15 protein-coding genes are annotated in these 20058 nt (G+C 71.7%); 14 read left to right on the forward strand and 1 reads right to left on the reverse strand.

From position 1 onward, the window contains the following. The first annotated feature begins 14 nt into the window (after positions 1-14). The 4 genes from ACQKQD_RS25255 (at position 15) to murD (ending at position 5673) form a co-directional block, all read left to right on the forward strand. The gene (locus ACQKQD_RS25255) at positions 15-1472 is read left to right on the forward strand and encodes a UDP-N-acetylmuramoyl-L-alanyl-D-glutamate--2,6-diaminopimelate ligase (RefSeq protein ID WP_427509895.1); all 1458 of its coding nucleotides are present in this window, start codon (positions 15-17) and stop codon (positions 1470-1472) included. 19 nt (positions 1473-1491) lie between these two features. Then, positions 1492-2940: a UDP-N-acetylmuramoylalanyl-D-glutamyl-2,6-diaminopimelate--D-alanyl-D-alanine ligase gene (locus tag ACQKQD_RS25260; protein WP_427509896.1), complete on the forward strand. Its 1449-nt coding sequence runs from the start codon at positions 1492-1494 to the stop codon at positions 2938-2940. Between the two features lie 77 nt (positions 2941-3017). Then, positions 3018-4103 (forward strand): phospho-N-acetylmuramoyl-pentapeptide-transferase, encoded by a 1086-nt coding sequence (gene mraY, locus ACQKQD_RS25265; protein WP_012319328.1) that lies wholly within the window; start codon positions 3018-3020, stop codon positions 4101-4103. Positions 4104-4308: 205 nt separating this feature from the next. Further along, complete coding sequence (gene murD, locus ACQKQD_RS25270) at positions 4309-5673, forward strand: UDP-N-acetylmuramoyl-L-alanine--D-glutamate ligase (RefSeq protein ID WP_427509897.1); 1365 nt, start codon at positions 4309-4311, stop codon at positions 5671-5673. 28 nt (positions 5674-5701) lie between these two features. Here murD and ACQKQD_RS25275 read toward each other — a convergent pair whose 3' ends face one another. Next, positions 5702-7177 (reverse strand): methyl-accepting chemotaxis protein, encoded by a 1476-nt coding sequence (locus ACQKQD_RS25275; RefSeq protein ID WP_427509898.1) that lies wholly within the window; start codon positions 7175-7177, stop codon positions 5702-5704. Positions 7178-7472: 295 nt separating this feature from the next. Here ACQKQD_RS25275 and ACQKQD_RS25280 point away from each other — a divergent pair, with 295 nt between their 5' ends. The 10 genes from ACQKQD_RS25280 (at position 7473) to ACQKQD_RS25325 (ending at position 19963) form a co-directional block, all read left to right on the forward strand. Continuing rightward, complete coding sequence (locus tag ACQKQD_RS25280) at positions 7473-8639, forward strand: FtsW/RodA/SpoVE family cell cycle protein (protein ID WP_020094126.1); 1167 nt, start codon at positions 7473-7475, stop codon at positions 8637-8639. Then, positions 8636-9745 (forward strand): undecaprenyldiphospho-muramoylpentapeptide beta-N-acetylglucosaminyltransferase, encoded by a 1110-nt coding sequence (murG, locus tag ACQKQD_RS25285; protein WP_091681102.1) that lies wholly within the window; start codon positions 8636-8638, stop codon positions 9743-9745. The genes ACQKQD_RS25280 and murG overlap by 4 nt, the downstream gene beginning before the upstream one ends. Positions 9746-9795: 50 nt before the next feature. Beyond that, the gene (gene murC, locus ACQKQD_RS25290; protein WP_331298920.1) at positions 9796-11202 is read left to right on the forward strand and encodes a UDP-N-acetylmuramate--L-alanine ligase; all 1407 of its coding nucleotides are present in this window, start codon (positions 9796-9798) and stop codon (positions 11200-11202) included. A gap of 199 nt (positions 11203-11401) precedes the next feature. Next, a complete protein-coding gene (gene murB / locus ACQKQD_RS25295; RefSeq protein ID WP_427509899.1) occupies positions 11402-12328 on the forward strand; it encodes a UDP-N-acetylmuramate dehydrogenase in 927 nt (308 codons plus the stop codon). 67 nt (positions 12329-12395) lie between these two features. Beyond that, a complete protein-coding gene (locus ACQKQD_RS25300) occupies positions 12396-13319 on the forward strand; it encodes a D-alanine--D-alanine ligase (RefSeq protein WP_020094130.1) in 924 nt (307 codons plus the stop codon). Beyond that, a complete protein-coding gene (locus ACQKQD_RS25305; protein WP_427509900.1) occupies positions 13286-14239 on the forward strand; it encodes a cell division protein FtsQ/DivIB in 954 nt (317 codons plus the stop codon). Before ACQKQD_RS25300 ends, ACQKQD_RS25305 begins: the two co-directional genes overlap by 34 nt. Positions 14240-14291: 52 nt before the next feature. Next, positions 14292-15614 carry a cell division protein FtsA gene (gene ftsA, locus ACQKQD_RS25310; RefSeq protein ID WP_012319319.1) on the forward strand — a complete coding sequence of 441 codons (1323 nt, stop codon included), beginning with the start codon at positions 14292-14294 and terminating at the stop codon, positions 15612-15614. Between the two features lie 91 nt (positions 15615-15705). Further along, positions 15706-17511 carry a cell division protein FtsZ gene (ftsZ, locus tag ACQKQD_RS25315; RefSeq protein WP_427509901.1) on the forward strand — a complete coding sequence of 602 codons (1806 nt, stop codon included), beginning with the start codon at positions 15706-15708 and terminating at the stop codon, positions 17509-17511. 436 nt (positions 17512-17947) lie between these two features. Next, the gene (gene lpxC / locus ACQKQD_RS25320) at positions 17948-18895 is read left to right on the forward strand and encodes a UDP-3-O-acyl-N-acetylglucosamine deacetylase (RefSeq protein ID WP_020094133.1); all 948 of its coding nucleotides are present in this window, start codon (positions 17948-17950) and stop codon (positions 18893-18895) included. 186 nt (positions 18896-19081) lie between these two features. Continuing rightward, positions 19082-19963 (forward strand): outer membrane protein assembly factor BamD, encoded by an 882-nt coding sequence (locus ACQKQD_RS25325; RefSeq protein WP_091979221.1) that lies wholly within the window; start codon positions 19082-19084, stop codon positions 19961-19963. Positions 19964-20058: the final 95 nt, after the last annotated feature.

Consider the following 20058-nt stretch of genomic DNA (forward strand, 5'->3'; position numbering starts at 1 on the left):
ATGAGGGTGCAGCGATGAGCGCGCGGCTCGCCGACCTCTTCCCCGAGGCTGCTGGCCCCGCCGCGGACCTGACCGTCTCGGACCTCACGGCCGACAGCCGGCAGGTCGCGACCGGCACGGTGTTCGTCGCCGTTCCCGGCACGAAGGCCGACGGCCGACGTTTCGCCGCGCAGGCCGCGCAGCGCGGCGCCGCCGCGGTCGCCGGGGAGGGGACTCGTCCCGCCGACCTGCCCGACGCGGTCGCCTGGATCCCGGTCGCCGACGCGCGCCGGTCGCTCGCCCTCGCGGCGGCCCGCCTCGCGGGCCCGCAGCCCGAGACCGTGGTGGCGGTCACCGGCACCGCCGGGAAGAGCTCGGTGGCCGACTTCGTCCGCCAGATCCTGGCGCGTCTCGGCCGCGACTCCGCGAGCCTCGGCACCGTCGGCATCGTCACCAACCGCGGCGCGCAGTACGGCTCCCTCACGACCCCGGACCCCGTGACGCTGCACCGGACGCTGGCGCAACTCGCCGCGGACGGCGTCACCGACCTCGCCATGGAGGCCTCCTCCCACGGGATCGAGCAGCGCCGGCTCGACGGCGTGCGCCTCGACGCGGCGGGCTTCACCAATCTCGGCCGGGACCATCTCGATTATCACGCGAGCATCGAGGAGTACCTCGCGGCCAAGCTGCGGCTGTTCACCGAGCTGCTGCCGCCGGGCCGCCCGGCCATCGTCAACGCCGACGGCGCTTACGCCGAGCGCGTCATCGCCGCCGCCGAGGCCGCTGGCCGGCCGGTCCGCACGGTCGGGCGGGGCGGCCGGGACCTGCGGGTCGAGTCGGTCCGCACGGAGGGGTTCGCGCAGGTCGCCCGGATCCTGTTCGCGGGCCGGGCCCGGGAACTGCGCCTGCCGCTCGTCGGCGAGTTCCAGGTCGAGAATGCCCTGGTGGCGGCCGGCCTCGCACTGGCTACCCCGGCGGGGGCGGCCGATCCCGACGGCGTCCTGGCGGCCCTCGACCATCTCACCGGCGTCCCCGGCCGCATGGAGCGGATCGGCGAGGCGCGGGGCGGCCTCTGCCTCGTCGACTACGCCCACAAGCCCGAGGCCCTGGAGAGCGTGCTCGCCGCGCTCCGCCCCTTCGCTTCGGGCCGGCTGATCGTGGTCTTCGGCTGCGGCGGCGACCGCGACCGGGGCAAGCGGCCGCTGATGGGCGCCATCGCGCAGCGGCTCGCCGACGTCGTCATCGTCACGAACGACAACCCGCGCACCGAGGACGCGGCCGCCATCCGCCGGGCCATCCTGGACGCGGCGCCGGGCGCCGAGGAGATCGGCGACCGGTCGGAGGCGATCCACAGCGCCGTCGGCCGTCTCGGACCGGGCGACGTGCTGGTCGTGGCCGGCAAGGGTCATGAAACCGGCCAGATCGTGGGGGATCGGACGCTGCCGTTCTCGGACCACGCGGTCCTGCGCGCCGCGATCGCCGCGGCGGCCTGAGGACGACGGGGGGCCGACGATGACCGCACTCTGGACGCGGGAGGAGCTGGAATCCGCGACGGGCGGCCGGTTGGCCGGCGCCGGGCGCGCGATCGGCGGCGCCTCGATCGACACCCGCACGCTCCAGCCCGGCGACCTGTTCTTCGCGATCCGCGGCGACACCCGCGACGGCCACGACTTCGTCCCCGACGCCCTGGGGCGCGGCGCCGGCGCCGCCGTGGTGAGCGCCGCGCGCGCCGAGGCGCTCGCGGTCCACGGCCCCGTCCTGGCGGTGCCCGAGGGGGGCGCCGACCCGGTTCTCACCGCGATGGTGCGCCTCGGTGCCGCCGCCCGGGACCGGACGCGCGCGCAGGTCGTGGCGGTCACCGGCTCGGTCGGCAAGACCGGGACCAAGGAGGCCCTGCGCCACGTCCTGTCCGAGCAGGGCGAGACCCACGCCTCGGCGGCCTCCTACAACAACCACTGGGGCGTGCCCCTGACCCTGACGCGGATGCCGCGCTCCGCGCGCTACGGCGTGTTCGAGATCGGCATGAACCACGGCGCCGAGATCGTGCCGCTGACCGCGCAGGTCCGGCCGGACATCGCGCTGATCACCACGATCGCGCCCGCCCATATCGAGCATTTCGCCTCGCTGGCCGCGATCGCGGACGCGAAAGGCGAGATCTTCTCCGGGCTCCAGCCCGGCGGCGTCGCCATCCTGAACCGCGACGCCCCGCATTTCGACCGCCTGGCCGCCCACGCCCAGGCCTCCCGGGCGGGCCGGGTGGTGACCTTCGGCGAGCACGCGGATGCCGACGTCCGCGCCCTGAAGATCGTGCTCCGGCCCGACCTGTCGGTGATCGACGCGGTGGTGATGGGCCAGCCCGTCACCTACAAGCTCGGCACCGCCGGCCGGCACGCGGCGCTGAACTCCCTGGGCGTCATGGCGGTGGTGCACAGCCTCGGGGCCGACCTCGCGCGCGCGGCCCTGTCGCTCGGGGGGCTAAAGCCGCCGGCGGGGCGCGGCGAGCGCACCGCCCTCGAGATCGGCGGCGGTGCCGCCTACCTCGTGGACGAGAGCTACAACGCCAATCCCGTCGCCGTCCGCGCGGCGCTGGCGACCCTGGCGGGGATCGAGACCGGGCCCCGCGGCCGCCGGATCGCGGTGCTGGGCGACATGCTCGAGCTCGGCGCCGCCGCGCCCGACCTGCATCGCGGCCTGGCGGAGGCGATCGAGGCGGCCCGGGTCGACCTCGTCTTCACGGCCGGTCCGCTGATGCGCCACCTGTTCGAGGCCCTGCCGGTGAGCCGCCGCGGCGCGGTGGCCGACACCGCGGCCGACCTGCTCGAGCCGCTCGCCCGGACCCTGCGGTCCGGCGACGCCGTCATGGTGAAGGGCTCGAACGGCAGCCGCATGGGCCGGATTGTCGAGGCGCTGAAAGCCCGCTACGCGGTCGATCCGGCCCGGCGGACCCAGGCCGTCCCGTGACCGGCACGCCCGCGCGCACGGCGCGACTGGCGCCGTCCCCCGAAACCTGAGCCTGAACAAGGGGGCCGAGCGCCCGGATGCTGTACCTTCTCTCGGACCTGAGCAGCAGCTTCACGCCGCTCAACGTGTTCCGCTACATCACCTTCCGCACCGGCGGCGCGCTGTTCACGGCGGGCCTGTTCGTGTTCTGGTTCGGGCCCTGGATCATCTCGCTGCTGCGGATCCGCCAGGGCAAGGGTCAGCCGATCCGCGAGGACGGGCCGCAGACCCACCTGCTGACCAAGCGCGGCACGCCGACCATGGGCGGCCTGATGATCCTGGCCGGCGCCGTCGTGGCGATCCTGCTCTGGGCCAACCCGCGCAACCACTACGTCTGGGTGACGCTGACCGTCACCCTCGGCTTCGGCGCGATCGGCTTCTACGACGATTACCTCAAGGTCACGAAGCAGTCGCACAAGGGCTTCTCGGGCAAGTTCCGCCTCGCCCTCGAGGCGGTGATCGCCATGGCGGCCTGCGTGACCATCGCGGTCTACTCGCCCGCCGCGCTTCAGAACCAGCTCGCCTTCCCGGTGTTCAAGGACGCGCTGCTGAACCTCGGCTGGTTCTACCCGCTGTTCGGCGCCTTCGTGATCGTCGGGGCGGGCAATTCCGTGAACATGACCGACGGCCTCGACGGCCTCGCGATCGTGCCGGTGATGATCGCCTGCGGCACGTTCGGCTTCATCGCCTACCTCGTCGGCAACTCGTTCACCGCCAGCTACCTGCAGGTGAACTACGTCCGCGACACGGGCGAGCTCGCCGTCGTCTGCGGCGCGGTGATCGGGGCCGGGCTCGGCTTCCTCTGGTTCAACGCGCCGCCGGCCCAGATCTTCATGGGCGACACCGGCTCTCTGGCGCTGGGCGGCCTGCTGGGCTCCATCGCGGTGGCGACGAAGCACGAGATCGTCCTGGCGATCGTCGGCGGCCTGTTCGTGCTGGAGATGATGTCGGTGATCATCCAGGTCGCGTCGTTCAAGCTGACGGGCAAGCGCGTGTTCCGCATGGCGCCGATCCACCACCATTTCGAGCAGAAGGGCTGGAAGGAGCCGCAGGTCGTGATCCGCTTCTGGATCATCGCGGTGATCCTGGCGATGGCCGGCCTGGCGACGCTGAAGCTGCGCTGAGAAATCGTGCTAGAGGGGCGGCCTGAGAGGTCGATCCGATCCTCGCCCTCGTCCTGAGGCGCGGCCGCGGAGGGGAGCCTCGAAGGAGGCTCCCGGCCGGCCGCGCGATCCCGGGAGCCCGCCTTCGGGGTCGCCGATGCGGGGCGCCCGGGAGGAGGGTCCGGTTCGGGTCGGCCGGGTCCGGTCGCCGCATCCAGAGTTCCGCATGACACCCGTCACCGTCTTCCAGGACAAGACCGTCGCCCTGTTCGGCCTCGGCGGCTCGGGGCTCGCCACGGCGCTGGCGCTGAAGGCCGGTGGCGCGGGAGTGCAGGCCTGGGACGACAATGCCGACAGCCTCGCCCGCGCGCGGGAGGCCGGCATCGAGACGCGGGACCTGCGCGCGGCCGACTGGTCCGCGTTCGCCGCCTTCGTGCTGAGCCCCGGCGTGCCGCTGACCCACCCCGAGCCGCACTGGAGCGTCCGGCTCGCCCGGGACGCCGGCGTCGAGATCATCGGCGACATCGAGCTGTTCTGCCGGGAGCGGCGGGCGCAGGCGCCGGAGGCGCCGTTCGTGGCGATCACCGGGACCAACGGCAAGTCGACCACCACGGCGCTGATCGCCCACGTGCTCGCGCAGGGAGGCCGCGACGTCCAGATGGGCGGCAACATCGGCACCGCGATCCTGTCGCTGGAGCCGCCGGCCGCCGGCCGCGTCCACGTGATCGAGATGTCGTCGTTCCAGATCGACCTGACGCCGAGCCTCGACCCGAGCGTCGGCGTGCTGATGAACATCACGCCGGACCATCTCGACCGGCACGGCACGATGGAGCAGTACGCGGCCATCAAGGAGCGTCTGATCCAGGGCGCCGGCCTCGCGGTGGTCGGCGTCGACGACGCCCCGAGCCGCGCCATCGCGGACCGCCGCGGCGCCGACCTGGTGCGTGTCCACGTGCCCCACGGCGACGTGCTGTGCACCGACGCGCTGACGGTGCGCGACGGGATCGTCCGGGAGCCGGACGGGACGGCCCTCGCCGACGTCAACGGGATCGGCTCGCTCCGGGGGGCGCACAACTGGCAGAACGCCGCGGTGGCGGTGGCCGTCGCGCGGGCCCTCGACCTGTCGCCGGAGCAGATCCAGGCCGGCCTGACCTCGTTCCCGGGCCTGCCGCACCGGATGGAGGAGGTCGGGCGGCGCGGCCACGTGCTGTTCGTCAACGATTCCAAGGCGACGAACGCGGATTCTACCGAGAAGGCCCTCACCGCCTTCCGGGACATCCACTGGATCCTCGGCGGCAAGGCCAAGGAGGGCGGGATCTTCCCGCTGGTGCCGTATTTCGAGCGGGTCGCGCACGCCTACCTGATCGGCGCGGCGTCGGACGCCTTCGCGGCGACCCTGGAGGGCGCCGTGCCCTACACGCGCTGCGAGACCCTCGAGAACGCCGTCCCGAAGGCCGCCGAGAACGCCGCCGCCTCGGGCGCACCGGAGCCGGTGGTGCTCCTGTCGCCGGCCTGCGCGTCCTACGACCAGTTCCGGAACTTCGAGATCCGCGGCAACCGCTTCCGCGAGCTGGTGCAGGCGCTGCCCTGAGGCAGCGCCACTTCAGCGCGCCAGGACCTCAGCGCGCCAGAACCTTGGCGGCGTCGCGGGTGGTGTCGACCGCATGCGAGACGTTGGCCACCGACTGGGCGATCGCCCCGATGTTGCCGGTGATCTCCGTGACGGCCCCCGCGGCGCTCTGCATGCTCTCGGCCAGATCCCGGGTCACGGCACTCTGCTCCTCGATGGCGGCCGCGGTGGCCACCACGGTCTCGCGCATCACCGAGACCGAGGACCCGATCGAGCTGAGAGCCTGCACGACCTCCTGCGAGACGCGCTGCACGCTGGCGATCTCGCCGTTGATCTGACCGGTGGCGCGCGCCGCCTGGTCGGCCAGCGCCTTAACCTCGGAGGCGACGACCGCGAAGCCGCGGCCCGCCGCGCCCGCGCGGGCGGCCTCGATGGTGGCGTTCAGCGCCAGCAGGTTGATCTGGCCGGCGATGTCCTGGATCAGGCCGACGATGCCGGTCATGGCGGTGGCGGTCTCGGCCAGCCGCTTGGTGTGGCCGTCCGCGTCCTGAACGCAGGCATAGGCGGTGTCGGTGGCGCTCTGAGAGCGCACGATGCTCTGGGACATCTCCGCCACCGAGGCCGCCAGCTCCTCGGCGGCGGCCGCCACGGTCTGGACGTTCCCGGAGGTCGAGTCCGCCGCCGACGAGGCCAGCGAGGCCGCCGTGGTCGAGTGCGTCACCGCCTGCTCGATCTCGCCGAAGTTCTGATCGATCAGGGTCCGCAGGTTGGCGAACAGCCGGACCTGGTCGCTGATGTCGGTGGCGAATTTCACCACCTTGTAGGGCCGGCCGGCGGCGTCGAGGATCGGGTTGTAGGAGGCCTGGATCCAGACTTCGCGCCCGTCCTTGCCGATCCGCCGGAACTGGGCCGCCTGATAGGTGCCGTTCCGCAGGGCCGCCCAGAAGGCCCGGTAGGCCTCGCTCTCCCGGTAGGCGGGCTCCACGAACAGGCTGTGATGCTGCCCGAGCACCTCGGCGCGGCTGTAGCCCATCGCGGCGAGGAAATTGTCGTTCACCGCGATCACCGTGCCGTCGAGGTCGAAGGCGATGACCGCCTGCACCTTGTCGATCGCGGCGATCTGCCCGGCGCGGTCGGCCTCCTCGGTGCGCTGCTGCGTGATGTCGGTGGCGAACTTCACCACCTTGTAGGGCCGGCCGCGGACGTCGAGCATCGGGTTGTAGGAGGCCTGGATCCAGATCGACCGGCCGCCCCGGCCGACCCGCTGGAACTGGCCCGACTCGAAGGTGCCGGAGCGCAGACGCTCCCAGAAGGCCCGGTAATCCGGGGCGTCCCGCTGGGCCGGCTCCATGAACATGCTGTGGTGCTGGCCGACGATCTCCGGCAGCGTGTACCCGACGACGTCGAGGAAATTCCGGTTCGCCGACAGGATCCGCCCCGCCAAGTCGAACTCGATCACGCCCTGAACCCGGTCGAGGGCCGCGAGCTTGGCGTGCGCTTCACGGACGTTCAGGGCAGAGAACATGGCGCGTCGGCTTCCGCTGGGCGGATCGGGCGCGGCGCACCGCGACCCGCCGGGTCGATACATCCGAAAGTTGCAATGGGAAGATTAACATAGAGTGTCTTTTTACTAGTATTGCGCCGTCCTAATACAGCATCCCAGGGGCCGCCGGCTGCGTGGCCGGCGCGTTCTGACGTGCCCCGACGCGCCCCGACGCGCCCCGACCTGTCGGTCATAAGGCTCCGTTTACCATTCCTGCCGAGGATCCCGGCCGACCCGCGCGGATCGGCATCCGCGCGGCCTGGAGTCGTTGCCCGGCATGATGTCACGCGCGGAACGCACCCCCCTGACGGACTGGTGGTGGACGGTGGACCGCGGCCTGCTCGCGGCGCTGTTCGCGCTGATGGTCGCGGGCCTCGTCTTCCTGATGGGCGGCGGCCCGCCCGTGGCCGAGCGGATCGGCCTGCCGACCTTCTACTTCCTCAACCGGCAGGCGATGTACCTCGCGCCGACCATCCTGCTGATCTGCGCGGTCTCGTTCCTGTCGCTGCGCGGCATCCGGCGGCTCGCGCTCGTCACCTGGATCCTTGGCGTCATCCTGTGCCTGCTCGCCGGCAAGTTCGGGCCCGAGATCAAGGGCGCGCATCGCTGGATCCAGTTCGGCTCCTTCGGCCTGCAGCCCTCGGAGTTCGTGAAGCCGGCCTTCGTGGTCGTCGCCGCCTGGGCCTTCTCGGAGGGCGCCCAGCGCCGCGACATGCCGGGCGGCATCCTGGCGCTGCTGCTCCTGCCGATCACCATCGTGCCGCTGCTGCTCCAGCCCGATTTCGGCCAGACCATGCTGATTACCATGGTGTGGTGCGCGCTGTTCTTCGTGGCCGGCCTCCACCTGATCTGGGTGGCCGTCCTCGGCGTGCTGGGCCTCGGAGGTGTGTTCGCTGCCTACCTGTTCTTCCACCACGTCCGCGAGCGCTTCAACAAGTTCCTCGACCGGGATTCCGGCGGCGGCTTCCAGGATTTCTGGTCGCGCGAATCGTTCCGCTCGGGCGGCTGGTTCGGCACCGGGCCGGGGGAGGGCGTGGCCAAGCGCCACCTGCCGGACGCGCATACCGACTTCATCTTCTCGGTCACCGGCGAGGAGTTCGGCGTGATCGTCTGCCTCTGCCTCGTGGCGCTGTTCGCCTTCATCGTCCTGCGCGGCCTCAAGCTCGCGCGGCGCACCGACGACACCTTCTCGCGGCTGGCGATCACCGGCCTGACCACGCTGTTCGGCCTGCAGGCCTGCATCAACATGGCGGTGAACACCCAGCTGATGCCCGCCAAGGGCATGACGCTGCCGTTCGTCTCCTACGGCGGCTCCTCGCTGATCTCGCTGGCGCTCGGCACCGGCTTCCTCGTCGCCCTGACCCGCAAGCGGCCCCGCACCGTCATGCTCAGCCAGAAGCCCCCCGGCACCGCGCCCGCCACCGTCGCCGGGGTGATGCGGTGACCGTCTTCACCCCCACGATCCTGCTCTGCGCGGGCGGCACCGGCGGCCACCTGTTCCCGGCCGAGAGCCTCGCCCACGCCCTGCGCGCCCGCGGCATCCGGGTGGCGCTCGCCACCGACGCCCGGGTCGATGCCATCGCGTCCGAGTTCCCGGCCTCCGAGGTGGTGACCATCGCCTCGGCGACGCCGTCCGGCCGCTCGCCGCTGAAGCGGGCCGGCGCCGTGCTGACCCTCGGCCGGGGCTTCGGCGTGGCCGCGAAGGAGATCCGCCGGATCAACCCGGCCGCCATCGTGGGGTTCGGCGGCTACCCGACCGTGCCGCCGGTGCTCGCCGGCCAGATCCTGCGCGTGCCGACGATCCTGCACGAGCAGAACGCCGTGATGGGCCGGGCCAACGCCTTCCTGGCGCGGGGCGCCCGCACCATCGCCACCGGCTTCAAGGTCGTGCGCGGCGTGCCCGACAAGGCCAAGGCCCCGCGGATCCACACCGGCAATCCGCTCCGCCCGGCGGTGATCGAGGCGGCCAAGGTCCCGTATCCCGCTTTTGGCGAGGGCGACGCCCTGCGGCTCCTGGTCTTCGGCGGCAGCCAGGGCGCCCGGGTCATGGGAGAGGTCGTGCCGGAGGCGATCGCCCGCCTGCCCGACGCGCTGCGCGCCCGCCTGCACCTCGTCCAGCAGGTCCGCCCCGAGGACCTGACGGCCGTTCAGAACCGCTATCTCGCCATGGGGCTCGCCGGGATCGAGGCGGCGCCGTTCTTCAAGGACCTGCCCGCCCGCATGGCCGCGAGCCACCTCGTGGTCTCGCGCTCCGGCGCCTCGACGGTCTCCGAGCTCGCGGCGATCGGCCGCCCGTCGATCCTCGTGCCGCTGCCGGGCTCCCTCGACCAGGACCAGGCCGCCAACGCCGCGACCCTCGACGCCATCGGCGCGGCGCTGGCGGTGAAGCAGCCGGATTTCACGCCCGAACGGCTCGCCGCGGAGCTGACCGCCTGCTTCGAGACGCCGGCAAAATTGACCGCGGCGGCCGATGCGGCCAGAAGCGCGGGCATCCACGACGCCGCCGAGCGGCTGGCCGAGGTCGTCGTCGAGACGGCCGCCCGCACCTGATTTCTTGAGGGATTCCGCACCGGCGGTCCCGCCACCAGACGGTTCGACCCATGAAGCTGCCCGATAAGCTCGGCCCCATCCACTTCATCGGCATCGGCGGCATCGGCATGTCCGGCATCGCCGAAGTGATGCACAACCTCGGCTACACGGTGCAGGGCTCGGACGCCTCCGACAACGCCAATGTCCGCCGTCTCGCCGAGAAGGGCATGCGCACCTTCGTGGGCCACGATGCCAAGAACGTCGAGGAGGCCGCCCTCGTCGTCGTCTCGACCGCGATCCGGCGCGACAACCCCGAGCTGCAGGCCGCCCGCGAGCGACGCCTGCCCGTGGTGCGACGGGCCGAGATGCTGGCGGAGCTGATGCGCTTCAAGTCCTGCGTGGCGATCGCCGGCACGCACGGCAAGACCACGACCACGTCGCTCGTCGCCACGCTGCTCGACGCCGGCAACCTCGACCCGACTGTGATCAACGGCGGCATCATCAACGCGTACGGCACCAATGCCCGCATGGGGGCGGGCGAGTGGATGGTGGTGGAGGCCGACGAGTCCGACGGCACCTTCCTGAAGCTGCCGGCCGACGTCGCGATCGTCACCAACATCGATCCCGAGCATCTCGACCATTTCGGCTCGTTCGACGCGATCAAGGACGCGTTCCGGCGCTTCATCGACAACATCCCGTTCTACGGCTTCGCGGTGATGTGCATCGACCACCCGGTGGTCCAGGATCTCGTCGGCCATATCGAGGACCGGCGGATCATCACCTACGGCGAGAACCCGCAGGCCGACGTGCGCCTGATCGACGTGGACCTGCGCGGCGGCCAGAGCCGCTTCCGGGTGATGATCCGCGACCGTCGGCCCGGCTACCGGATGGAGATGGAGGATCTCGTCCTCCCGATGCCCGGCAAGCACAACGCCCTCAACGCCACGGCGGCCCTCGCCGTCGCGCACGAACTCGGCGTGAAGCCGGACGCGATCCGCCAGGCGCTCGCGGGCTTCGGCGGCGTGAAGCGGCGCTTCACCCGCACCGGCGAGTGGAACGGCGCGACCATCTTCGACGATTACGGGCACCATCCGGTGGAGATCAAGGCGGTGCTCAAGGCCGCCCGCGCCTCGACCGAGCACGGCGTCGTCGCCATCGTGCAGCCGCACCGCTACACCCGGCTGCAGTCGCTGTTCGACGATTTCTGCACCTGCTTCAACGATGCCGACACGGTCATCGTCGCCCCGGTCTACGCGGCCGGCGAGCAGCCGATCGAGGGCTTCGACCGCGACAGTCTCGTGGCCGGCCTGCGCTCCCGCGGCCACCGCGACGCCCGGGCCCTGGAGCGGCCGGAGGAACTCGCGGGCATCATCGCGGAGCTCGCCAAGCCCGGCGACTACGTGGTGTGCCTTGGCGCCGGCACGATCACCCAGTGGGCCTACGCCCTGCCGGACGAACTCGCCGCGCGGGGACGGTAGGCGCGGTGCGCGCGCCTGCCCCGGGAGGCCTCTCGGGTCGGCGGCACCCTCGACCGTCCACACTGGGCTGCGCTCCGAGGATGAACCCGGCGGTGACTCTCCGGACCCCGGCCTCGCAGCGTCCGCTGCCACCCCGATGCGACGACACCAGGATCGCCGCATCCCTCTCCCCGCGGGCGGGGCGAGGGGAGACACACAGATGACCGCCTCTCTGCACGATCGCATCCGGGCCGCCGCGCCCGACCTCCGCGGGCGCCTGCTCGCCGACCAGCCGCTCGCCGACCTCACTTGGTTCCGGGTCGGCGGACCGGCCGAAGTGCTGTTCACCCCGGCCGACGAGGAGGATCTCGCCCGCCTCCTCGCCGCTCTCGATCCGGACGTGCCGGTCACGGTCATCGGGCTCGGCTCGAACTTGATCGTGCGGGACGGCGGCGTGCCGGGCGTGGTCGTGCGCCTCGGCGGCAAGGCCTTCGGCAGCATCGCGATCGACGGCGACGCGCTGACCGTCGGTACCGCGGTCCCGGACATGCGCCTCGCTAAGGCGGCGGCCGAGGCTGGGCTCGACGGGCTCGCCTTCTACCGGGGCATCCCCGGCTCGATCGGCGGGGCGCTGCGCATGAACGCGGGCGCGCATGGTGGCGAGACCACCGACGTGCTGGTCGAGGCCCGCGGCATCGACCGCGGGGGCGCGCTGCGCACCTTCAGCCACGCCGACATGGGCTTCTCCTACCGACATGCTGATGCGCCCGAGGACGTGATCTTCACGCGCGCCGTCTTCCGCGGGCGGCCCGGCGACCGGGTCGCCATCGAGGCCGAGATGGAGCGGGTCACCGCCGCCCGCGAGGCCGCGCAGCCGATCCGCGAGCGGACCGGTGGCTCGACCTTCGCCAACCCGGACGGCGGCAAGGCGTGGCAGCTCGTCGACGCCGCCGGCTGCCGCGGATTGAGGCGGGGCGGCGCCCAGGTCAGCGAGATGCACTGCAACTTCCTGATCAACACCGGTACCGCGAGCGCGGCCGACATCGAGGGGCTCGGCGAGGAGGTCCGCCGCCGCGTCCGGGAGACCAGCGGGGTCGCATTGCGCTGGGAGATCCGGCGCATCGGCCGCCCCGCCGGCACGACGTGAGAGCGGTGTTCCGGACGGACCGGTGCGCTCAGATCCTGATTGAAGCCGACCTATTCGAGGTGCCCTGATGTCCAAGCACGTCGCCGTCCTGCTGGGCGGCACCTCCGCCGAGCGCGAGGTCTCCCTCAGTTCCGGCAAGGCCTGCGCCGACGCGCTCGAAGGGGAGGGCTACCGGGTCACCCGGGTCGATGTCGGCCCCGACATCGCCGCGGTGCTGACGGCGCTCCGGCCGGACGTGGCCTTCAACGCGCTCCACGGGCCGGACGGCGAGGACGGCACCATCCAGGGCCTGCTGGAGATCCTCAAGATCCCCTACACCCATTCCGGCGTCCTCGCGTCGGCGCTCGCCATGAACAAGGAGCGGGCCAAGACCGTCATGCGCGCCGCCGGCGTCGACGTGCCCGAGGGCCGGATCGTTAACCGTCGTGAGGCCGCCAGGACACACCCCCTGCCGCCACCCTACGTCGTGAAACCGATCGCGGAAGGCTCATCGGTGGGTGTGATCATCGTGCGCGACGGCCGCTCGCACCCGCCCCAGATCCTCGCCTCCGAGGAGTGGACGTTCGGCGAGCAAGTCCTTGCAGAACCTTACATTGCTGGCCGCGAACTCACCTGCGGCGTGATGGGCGACAAGGCCCTCGGGGTGATCGAGGTGAAGGCCGCCACGGGCGATTGGTACGATTACGACGCCAAGTACGCCCCGGGGGGCTCGGTGCACGTGCTCCCGGCCGAACTTAAACCAAATGTTTACCAGCGTGTCCAAGAACTGTCGTTAACGGCGCATCAAGCACTGGGCTGTCGGGGCGTCAGCCGTGCCGACCTTCGCTACGACGACACACCGGGTGGAACCGGTCTGCTCGTGGTGCTGGAGGTCAACACGCAACCCGGCATGACCCAGACGAGCCTTGTGCCGGAGATGGCGGCCCATGCGGGCCTGAGTTTCGGTGAGCTCGTCCGATGGATGGTGGAGGACGCTTCCCTGAATCGCTGAGCGGCGACGCCGCCGGCCGGAGCGGTCCCGCGCGCCTCGCCGGCGCGATCCTGGGCCGGCTCACCGGCCGCGGCACGTCCCGGTCGCTCTCGGTTCGTCGGGCCCGCCCGAGTCAGCGCCTGAGCGAGCGCCTGCCCCGCGGCGCCGGGATCGTGGCGGTCTCCGTCTCCGCCGCCGCCGTGGCGCTCGCCGGTTTCGTGGCGAGCGGCCGCTACGACGCGTTCGTGGCCGAGCAGGGCCGCCCCCTCGACATCGCCGCGCGCGTCGCCGGCTTCGGCGTCGAGCGCGTCACCATCTCGGGCATCTCCCGCATGTACGAGCGCGAGGTCCTGGCGGCCGCCGGGATCGACTGGCGCTCCTCGGTTCCCTTCCTCGACGTCAACGACGTGCGCGAGCGGCTGCTCCGCGTACCGCTGATCGCGCAGGCCTCGGTCCGGAAGATCTACCCCAACGAGATCGCCATCACCCAGGTGGAGCGCGAGCCCGCGGCCCTCTGGCAGAAGAACGGCGAGATCAGCGTGATCGCCGCCGACGGCACCGTCATCGACGCCATGCGCGACGACCGCTACGCCAGCCTGCCCCTGGTGGTCGGCGAGGGCGCCAACACCAAGCTTCCGGAATACCTCGCCCTCATCGCCGCCGCGGGGCCGCTCGCCGAGCGGATCAAGGCCGGCACCTACGTGTCCGGCCGGCGCTGGACCCTCAAGTTCGACGGCATCGACGTGCGCCTGCCCGAGGTCGATCCGGCCGCGGCGCTCGCCCGCCTCGTCCGGTTCGAGCGCGAGGCCCACCTGCTCGAGAAGGACGTCATCGCGGTGGACCTGCGCATGCCGGACCGCCTGGTGGTGCGCCTGACCGAGGAGGCCGCCGCCGCCCGCGCGGAAGCCCAGAAGGCGAAGAAGAAGGGCGCGGCCAGCTGATGCCCTTCCTGTCGATCTCCGCCCGTCCCGCATCCCGCGCCCGGTAGCGTCAATGCACAGCCAACACGGCCTCACGCCGCGCTTGAAGCCGCTCTCCGCCCGGCGCTCGACCACCCTCTCGGTGCTCGACATCGGCACGAGCAAGGTGGTCTGCCTCATCGCCGAGCTGCAGCCCGCCGAAGCGCTCACGACGCTCCGCGGCCGCACGCACCTCGCGCGCATCATCGGCATCGGCCACCAGCGCTCCCTGGGCCTGAAGGGCGGCGCCATCGTCGATCTCGCCGCGGCCGAGAGCGCGATCCGTCAGGCGGTCCACGCCGCCGAGCGGATGGCCAAGGTCGAGGTCCAGTCGGTCATCGTCAACATGTCGGGCGGCCGGCTCGCCTCGCAGCATTTCCAGGCGCGGGTGAACGTCCGCTCGGGCACCGTCACGGGCAGCGACGTCGAGCGGGTGCTCGAGACCGCCAGCGCCCACGGCGTCAGCCCCGGCCGGGCCGTGCTGCACGCGCTGCCCACCGGCTACGCCCTCGACGGGCAGGGCGCCGTCATCGACCCGTCGGGCATGATCGGAGAGGCGCTCAGCGTCGACCTGCACGTCGTCACCAGCGAGCTCGCGGCCGCCCGCAACGTCATGCTGGCGGTGGAGCACTGCCACCTCGGCGTCGAGGCGGTGATCGCCACGCCCTACGCGGCCGGCCTCTCGGCGCTGGTCGACGACGAGGCCGAGATGGGCGTCTGCGTCGTCGACATGGGCGGCGGCACCACCAGCGTCGGCGTGTTCTCCGGCGGCCACCTCGTTCACGTGGACGCCCTGGCGGTCGGCGGCCACCACGTCACCATGGACATCGCCCGCGGCCTCTCCACCCGCATGGCGGCGGCCGAGCGGCTGAAGACCCTCTACGGCTCGGCCCTCTCCACCCCCTCCGACGACCGCGACATGATCGCCGTGCACGGCGTCGGCGAGGACGAGGGCGAGGCGCCGGCCCACATCCCGCGCTCGCAGCTCGTGCGGATCATCAAGCCGCGCGTCGAGGAGGTGGTCGAGCTGGTGCGGGACCGCCTGCGCGACGCGGGCTTCGCCGCCCAGGCCGGGCGGCGCGTCGTCCTCACCGGCGGCGCCAGCCAGCTCGTCGGTCTGCCCGAGGTCGCCCGCCGCGTCCTCCAGGGTCAGGTGCGGATCGGACGGCCCCTCGGCATCCGGGGCCTGCCGGAAGCCGCCAAGGGTCCGGCCTTCTCGGCGGCGGTCGGCCTGCTCGTCTACCCGCAGGTCGCCCATGCCGAGCATTTCGAGCCGCGGGGGCACGGCGCCTTCGCGGCGACCGGGACCGACAACTACCTGAACCGGGTCGGCCGCTGGCTCCGGGACAGCTTCTAGGTTTCACGCCCGCCCGCTCGCGCGGGGGGATCGAAGGGATCCGGCGCCCAGGCGTCGCACGGACAGCACAGTTAGCGAGAGGCTCGACACCATGGCCATCACCCTCCAGGCGCCGGACATCCGGGAACTGAAGCCCCGCATCACCGTCTTCGGCGTCGGCGGCGCCGGCGGCAACGCCGTCAACAACATGATCGAGTCGGGCCTCCTCGGCTGCGAGTTCGTCGTGGCCAACACCGACGCGCAAGCGCTCACCTCCTCGAAGGCCGAGCGGGTGATCCAGATGGGCCTGGGCGTCACCCAGGGCCTCGGCGCCGGCTCGCACCCGGAGGTCGGCTCGGCCGCCGCCGACGAGGTGATCGACGAGATCCGCGACCAGCTCTCCGGCGCCCACATGTGCTTCATCACCGCCGGCATGGGCGGCGGCACCGGCACCGGCGCCGCGCCGGTCATCGCCCGGGCGGCCCGCGACATGGGCATCCTGACGGTCGGCGTCGTGACCAAGCCGTTCCAGTTCGAGGGCATGCGCCGCATGCGGACCGCCGAGTCCGGCATCCAGGAGCTGCAGGCCGCGGTCGACACCCTGATCGTGATCCCGAACCAGAACCTGTTCCGGGTCGCCAACGAGAAGACCACCTTCGCGGACGCCTTCGCGATGGCCGACCAAGTGCTCTACTCGGGCGTCGCCTGCATCACCGACCTGATGGTGAAGGAAGGCCTCATCAACCTCGACTTCGCCGACGTCCGGGCGATCATGCGCGGCATGGGCAAGGCCATGATGGGCACCGGCGAGGCGTCCGGCGAGAAGCGCGCCAACCGCGCCGCCGAGGCCGCCATCGCCAACCCGCTGCTCGACGACGTCTCGATGAAGGGCGCCCGCGGTCTGCTGATCTCGATCACCGGCGGCTCCGACCTGACCCTCTACGAGCTCGACGAGGCCGCCACCCGCATCCGCGAGGAGGTCGACCAGGACGCCAACATCATCCTGGGCGCCACCTTCGACGAGAGCCTCGACGGCATCATCCGCGTGTCGGTGGTCGCCACCGGCATCGAGCCGGCGCTGATCTCGGCGAACTCGCCCAACAACCCGGCCATCGCCGAGACCGAGCAGCGCATCGCCGAGGTCGCCGAGCGCCTGCGCGCCGAGGCCCGCTCGCGCGCCGCCTCGCCGGTGCCGAGCATCCGCACCGAGTCGGTCGCCCCGGCGCCGATGCCCGCCCCGGCCCCCGCGCCGCTCGCGGCCCCCGAGATGCGCCCCGAGTCGCGGATCGACAGCCGCATCGAGGCCGCCGCGCCGATGACCCGCGACGACGTCGTGCTCGCCCCGGTCCAGGCGCGCGCCGCGGCGCCGTTCGTCCCGGCCCCCGCGCCGCAGCGCGTCGAGGCGGCGCCCGCCGTCGAGGCCGGTCCGTTCGTGCCGCCGCGTCCGGCTGCCCCGACGGGCACGCCGCTCGCCCGCGCCCCGCGCATGCCGCAGATCCACGAGCTGCCGCCGATCGCCCAGACGCAGATCATGGCGAACCGCGCTGCCGAGGAGGCCGCCCCGGAATCCAAGCGGACCTCGCTGCTGCGCCGGCTCGCGACGGTGGGCTTCGGCGGCCGCCGCGAGGACATGGACGGCGCCCCGGCGGCCCGGCCGGCCTCGTCCGCCGCCCCGCAGCCGCATATGGCCCAGTCGCACATGGCCCAGTCGCACATGGCCCAGCCCCACATGGCCCAGCCCCACATGGCGCAGCCCCACGTGCCGCCGGCCCCGCGCGCTCCGGCCGCCCCCGCGGTCCCGCAGTACCGCCCGGCCCAGGGCAACCTCGACGGTCAGGGACGGGCCGCGCCCCAGCCGCGGATGATGGACGACGATCAGCTCGAGATCCCGGCCTTCCTCCGCCGTCAGGCGAACTGACCGGGCCGGGTCTCCGGCACGGCCCGGGGCTGGCGGGAAACCGCCGGCCCCTTCGCGCTGCAGCAAAGCAACTCATGGTTGTTGCGGTGAGAAATAGGGCTCGACGAGGCTGTGCGCGGCGGCTCTCGAGCCGCGGCGCATGGTGCATCCGCGCCACAGAACGGCCGCGGGTTAGTCACGCATTAACCAACCTTTAAGCCTTTGGTGGAGCAGCGCTTTGTGGTGACGAACCGCTAAGCGTGTCTGTAACAGACCGTAAGAATCCGTGATTTGGCTGCCCTGTGCGGCGCAGCTATAGAAACCATGTGATCGAGACGACACGCAGCAGGACACAACCTGATCGCGTGGGCTAGGGCATCAAGCAGCGGACGGATCAGTCAGTTTCTCCTCACCCCCAGTCGGGGTGGCGGAAATGATCGCGCCCGGGGGCTAAGGAATGCGAACGCATAAACAGACGACCCTCAAAGGGCCGGCGACTCTCTCGGGGATCGGAGTTCACTCCGGCAACCCCGCCGAGATCACCATCCGACCCGCTCCAGCCAATCACGGCATCGCCTTCCTCCGCACCGGCACCACCCACGGCAACGACCGCCTGATCAAGGCGCATCACGCCCTCGTCTCCGCCACCGAACTCTGCACCGTCCTGGGTGACGTCGAGACCGGCGCGGTCGCCACCGTCGAGCACCTGATGTCCGCCCTGTACGGGCTGGGCGTCGACAACGCTCTGGTCGAGATCGACGGCCCCGAGATGCCGATCCTCGACGGGTCCGCGCTCCCCTTCGTCCAGGCGATCGACCAGACCGGCATCGCCACCTGCGACACGCCGCGGCGCTGGCTCAAGATCCTCCGCCACGTCCGCATCGAGACCGGGACATCCTTCGCGGAACTGCGCCCGATCGACCGCGGCTTCCGCCTCGACGTCGAGATCGACTTCGAGAGCCCGGTGATCGGCCGTTCCCGCAAGGCGATGGACCTGTCGCCCGCGACCTACCGCCGCGAGATCGCCGGCGCCCGCACCTTCGGGATGATGCGCGACGTGGAGCGCTACTGGAAGGCGGGCTTCGCCCTCGGCGCCTCCCTGGAGAACACCGTGGCGGTCGGCGAGACCGCGGTGGTCAATCCCGAAGGCCTGCGCTTCCAGGACGAGTTCGTCCGCCACAAGATCCTCGACGCCATCGGCGACCTCGCCCTGGCGGGCCTGCCGATCCAGGGAGCCTACCGCTCCTATTGCGGCGGCCACCGGATGAATGTCGGGGTGCTGTCGGCCCTGTTCGCCGACCGGGCAAACTACGCCATCGTCGAGGCGCAGGGCTCGCGCCGCGAGACCGTGCTGTCCGAACTCGGCGCCGGCCTGGGCCTCGCCGCCTTCGCGGGCGACCTGTAGCCCCTGTGACCGACGGGCCACAGCCCGCAACCGATCCTGACTGCCGCAGCCTTGCCGCTTTCGTGCCCGAATCGAACGGCACGGTTTAACGGTCCGTGAACGGCGGGCACGGCCCGGGCGGGCCGGATCCACCCACGCGATGGCATGACGGCGCGCAACGGCGCCGGTTCCGGGAAAGAGCGCCAGATGCCTGTCACCATTCGTCATCGCCGGGCAGCGGCCTTCGCGGCGCCCCTCGTGGCCGTCCTCGGCCTGGGCCTCGGCGGCTGCGACTTCGACCCGACGAGCATCTTCGCCGAGAAGTACAAGCCCGAGGTCGTGCCGGACGTTCCGGCCGACAAGCTGTACAGCGACGGCCTCGCCAAGCTCGAGGACAGCGACTACGAGGGCGCGGTCAAGAAATTCGACAGCCTGGACAAGCAGTACCAGTACTCCGATTGGTCCCGGAAGGCGCTGCTGATGACGGCCTACGCCAATTACGAGGGCCAGAAGTACGACGACGCGATCAGCGCCTCGAAGCGCTACCTGCAGCGCCATCCGGCCAGCAAGGATGCGGCCTACGCGCAGTACCTGATGGCGATGTCGAACTATAAGCAGATCCCGGACGTCACCCGCGATCAGGAACGCTCCGAGAAGGCCCTCGTCGCGCTGCAGGAGCTGGTGCAGAAGTACCCGACCTCCGAATACGCCGCGGACGCGAAGGCGAAGATCCAGATCACCCGCGATCAGCTCGCCGGCAAGGAGATGGAGATCGGCCGCTTCTACCTCGAGAAGCGCAATTTCCCGGCGGCGATCAACCGCTTCCGCGACGTGGTCGCCAAGTATCAGACCACCCGGCACGCCGAGGAGGCGCTCGAGCGCCTGACCGAGGCCTACTGGGCGCTCGGCATCACCCAGGAGGCGCAGAACGCCGCCGCGGTGCTCGGCCACAACTTCCCGGAGAGCCCCTGGTACAAGGACGCCCACGCGCTGCTGGCGCAGGGCGGTCTCGAGCCCCGCGAGGAGAAGAGCTCGTTCCTCTCGAAGATCTACCGGACCGTCACGGGCAAGACCGCCTCGGCCCAGTAAGCCGCCGCGCCCGCGCGGGGACTGCCCACGAAACCTCGAGGCCCGGAGCCGCCGCTCCGGGCCTTGCCCATTGCGGCGCCCGGCGCGTTGCACCG

It is taken from the genome of Methylobacterium sp. NPDC080182 (assembly GCF_050281105.1).
Classification (GTDB): domain Bacteria; phylum Pseudomonadota; class Alphaproteobacteria; order Rhizobiales; family Beijerinckiaceae; genus Methylobacterium.

Bases quoted from the DNA above. Each gene is read 5' to 3' on its own strand.
- ftsA (WP_012319319.1), top strand. From the start codon at position 14,292: ATGCACAGCCAACACGGCCTCACGCCGCGCTTGAAGCCGCTCTCCGCC.
- ftsZ (WP_427509901.1), top strand. From the start codon at position 15,706: ATGGCCATCACCCTCCAGGCGCCGGACATCCGGGAACTGAAGCCCCGC.
- lpxC (WP_020094133.1), top strand. From the start codon at position 17,948: ATGCGAACGCATAAACAGACGACCCTCAAAGGGCCGGCGACTCTCTCG.
- ACQKQD_RS25325 (WP_091979221.1), top strand. From the start codon at position 19,082: ATGCCTGTCACCATTCGTCATCGCCGGGCAGCGGCCTTCGCGGCGCCC.
- murD (WP_427509897.1), top strand. From the start codon at position 4,309: ATGACACCCGTCACCGTCTTCCAGGACAAGACCGTCGCCCTGTTCGGC.
- ACQKQD_RS25260 (WP_427509896.1), top strand. From the start codon at position 1,492: ATGACCGCACTCTGGACGCGGGAGGAGCTGGAATCCGCGACGGGCGGC.
- ACQKQD_RS25305 (WP_427509900.1), top strand. From the start codon at position 13,286: ATGGATGGTGGAGGACGCTTCCCTGAATCGCTGAGCGGCGACGCCGCC.
- ACQKQD_RS25280 (WP_020094126.1), top strand. From the start codon at position 7,473: ATGATGTCACGCGCGGAACGCACCCCCCTGACGGACTGGTGGTGGACG.
- murC (WP_331298920.1), top strand. From the start codon at position 9,796: ATGAAGCTGCCCGATAAGCTCGGCCCCATCCACTTCATCGGCATCGGC.
- mraY (WP_012319328.1), top strand. From the start codon at position 3,018: ATGCTGTACCTTCTCTCGGACCTGAGCAGCAGCTTCACGCCGCTCAAC.
- murB (WP_427509899.1), top strand. From the start codon at position 11,402: ATGACCGCCTCTCTGCACGATCGCATCCGGGCCGCCGCGCCCGACCTC.
- ACQKQD_RS25255 (WP_427509895.1), top strand. From the start codon at position 15: ATGAGCGCGCGGCTCGCCGACCTCTTCCCCGAGGCTGCTGGCCCCGCC.
- ACQKQD_RS25300 (WP_020094130.1), top strand. From the start codon at position 12,396: ATGTCCAAGCACGTCGCCGTCCTGCTGGGCGGCACCTCCGCCGAGCGC.
- ACQKQD_RS25275 (WP_427509898.1), bottom strand. From the start codon at position 7,177: ATGTTCTCTGCCCTGAACGTCCGTGAAGCGCACGCCAAGCTCGCGGCC.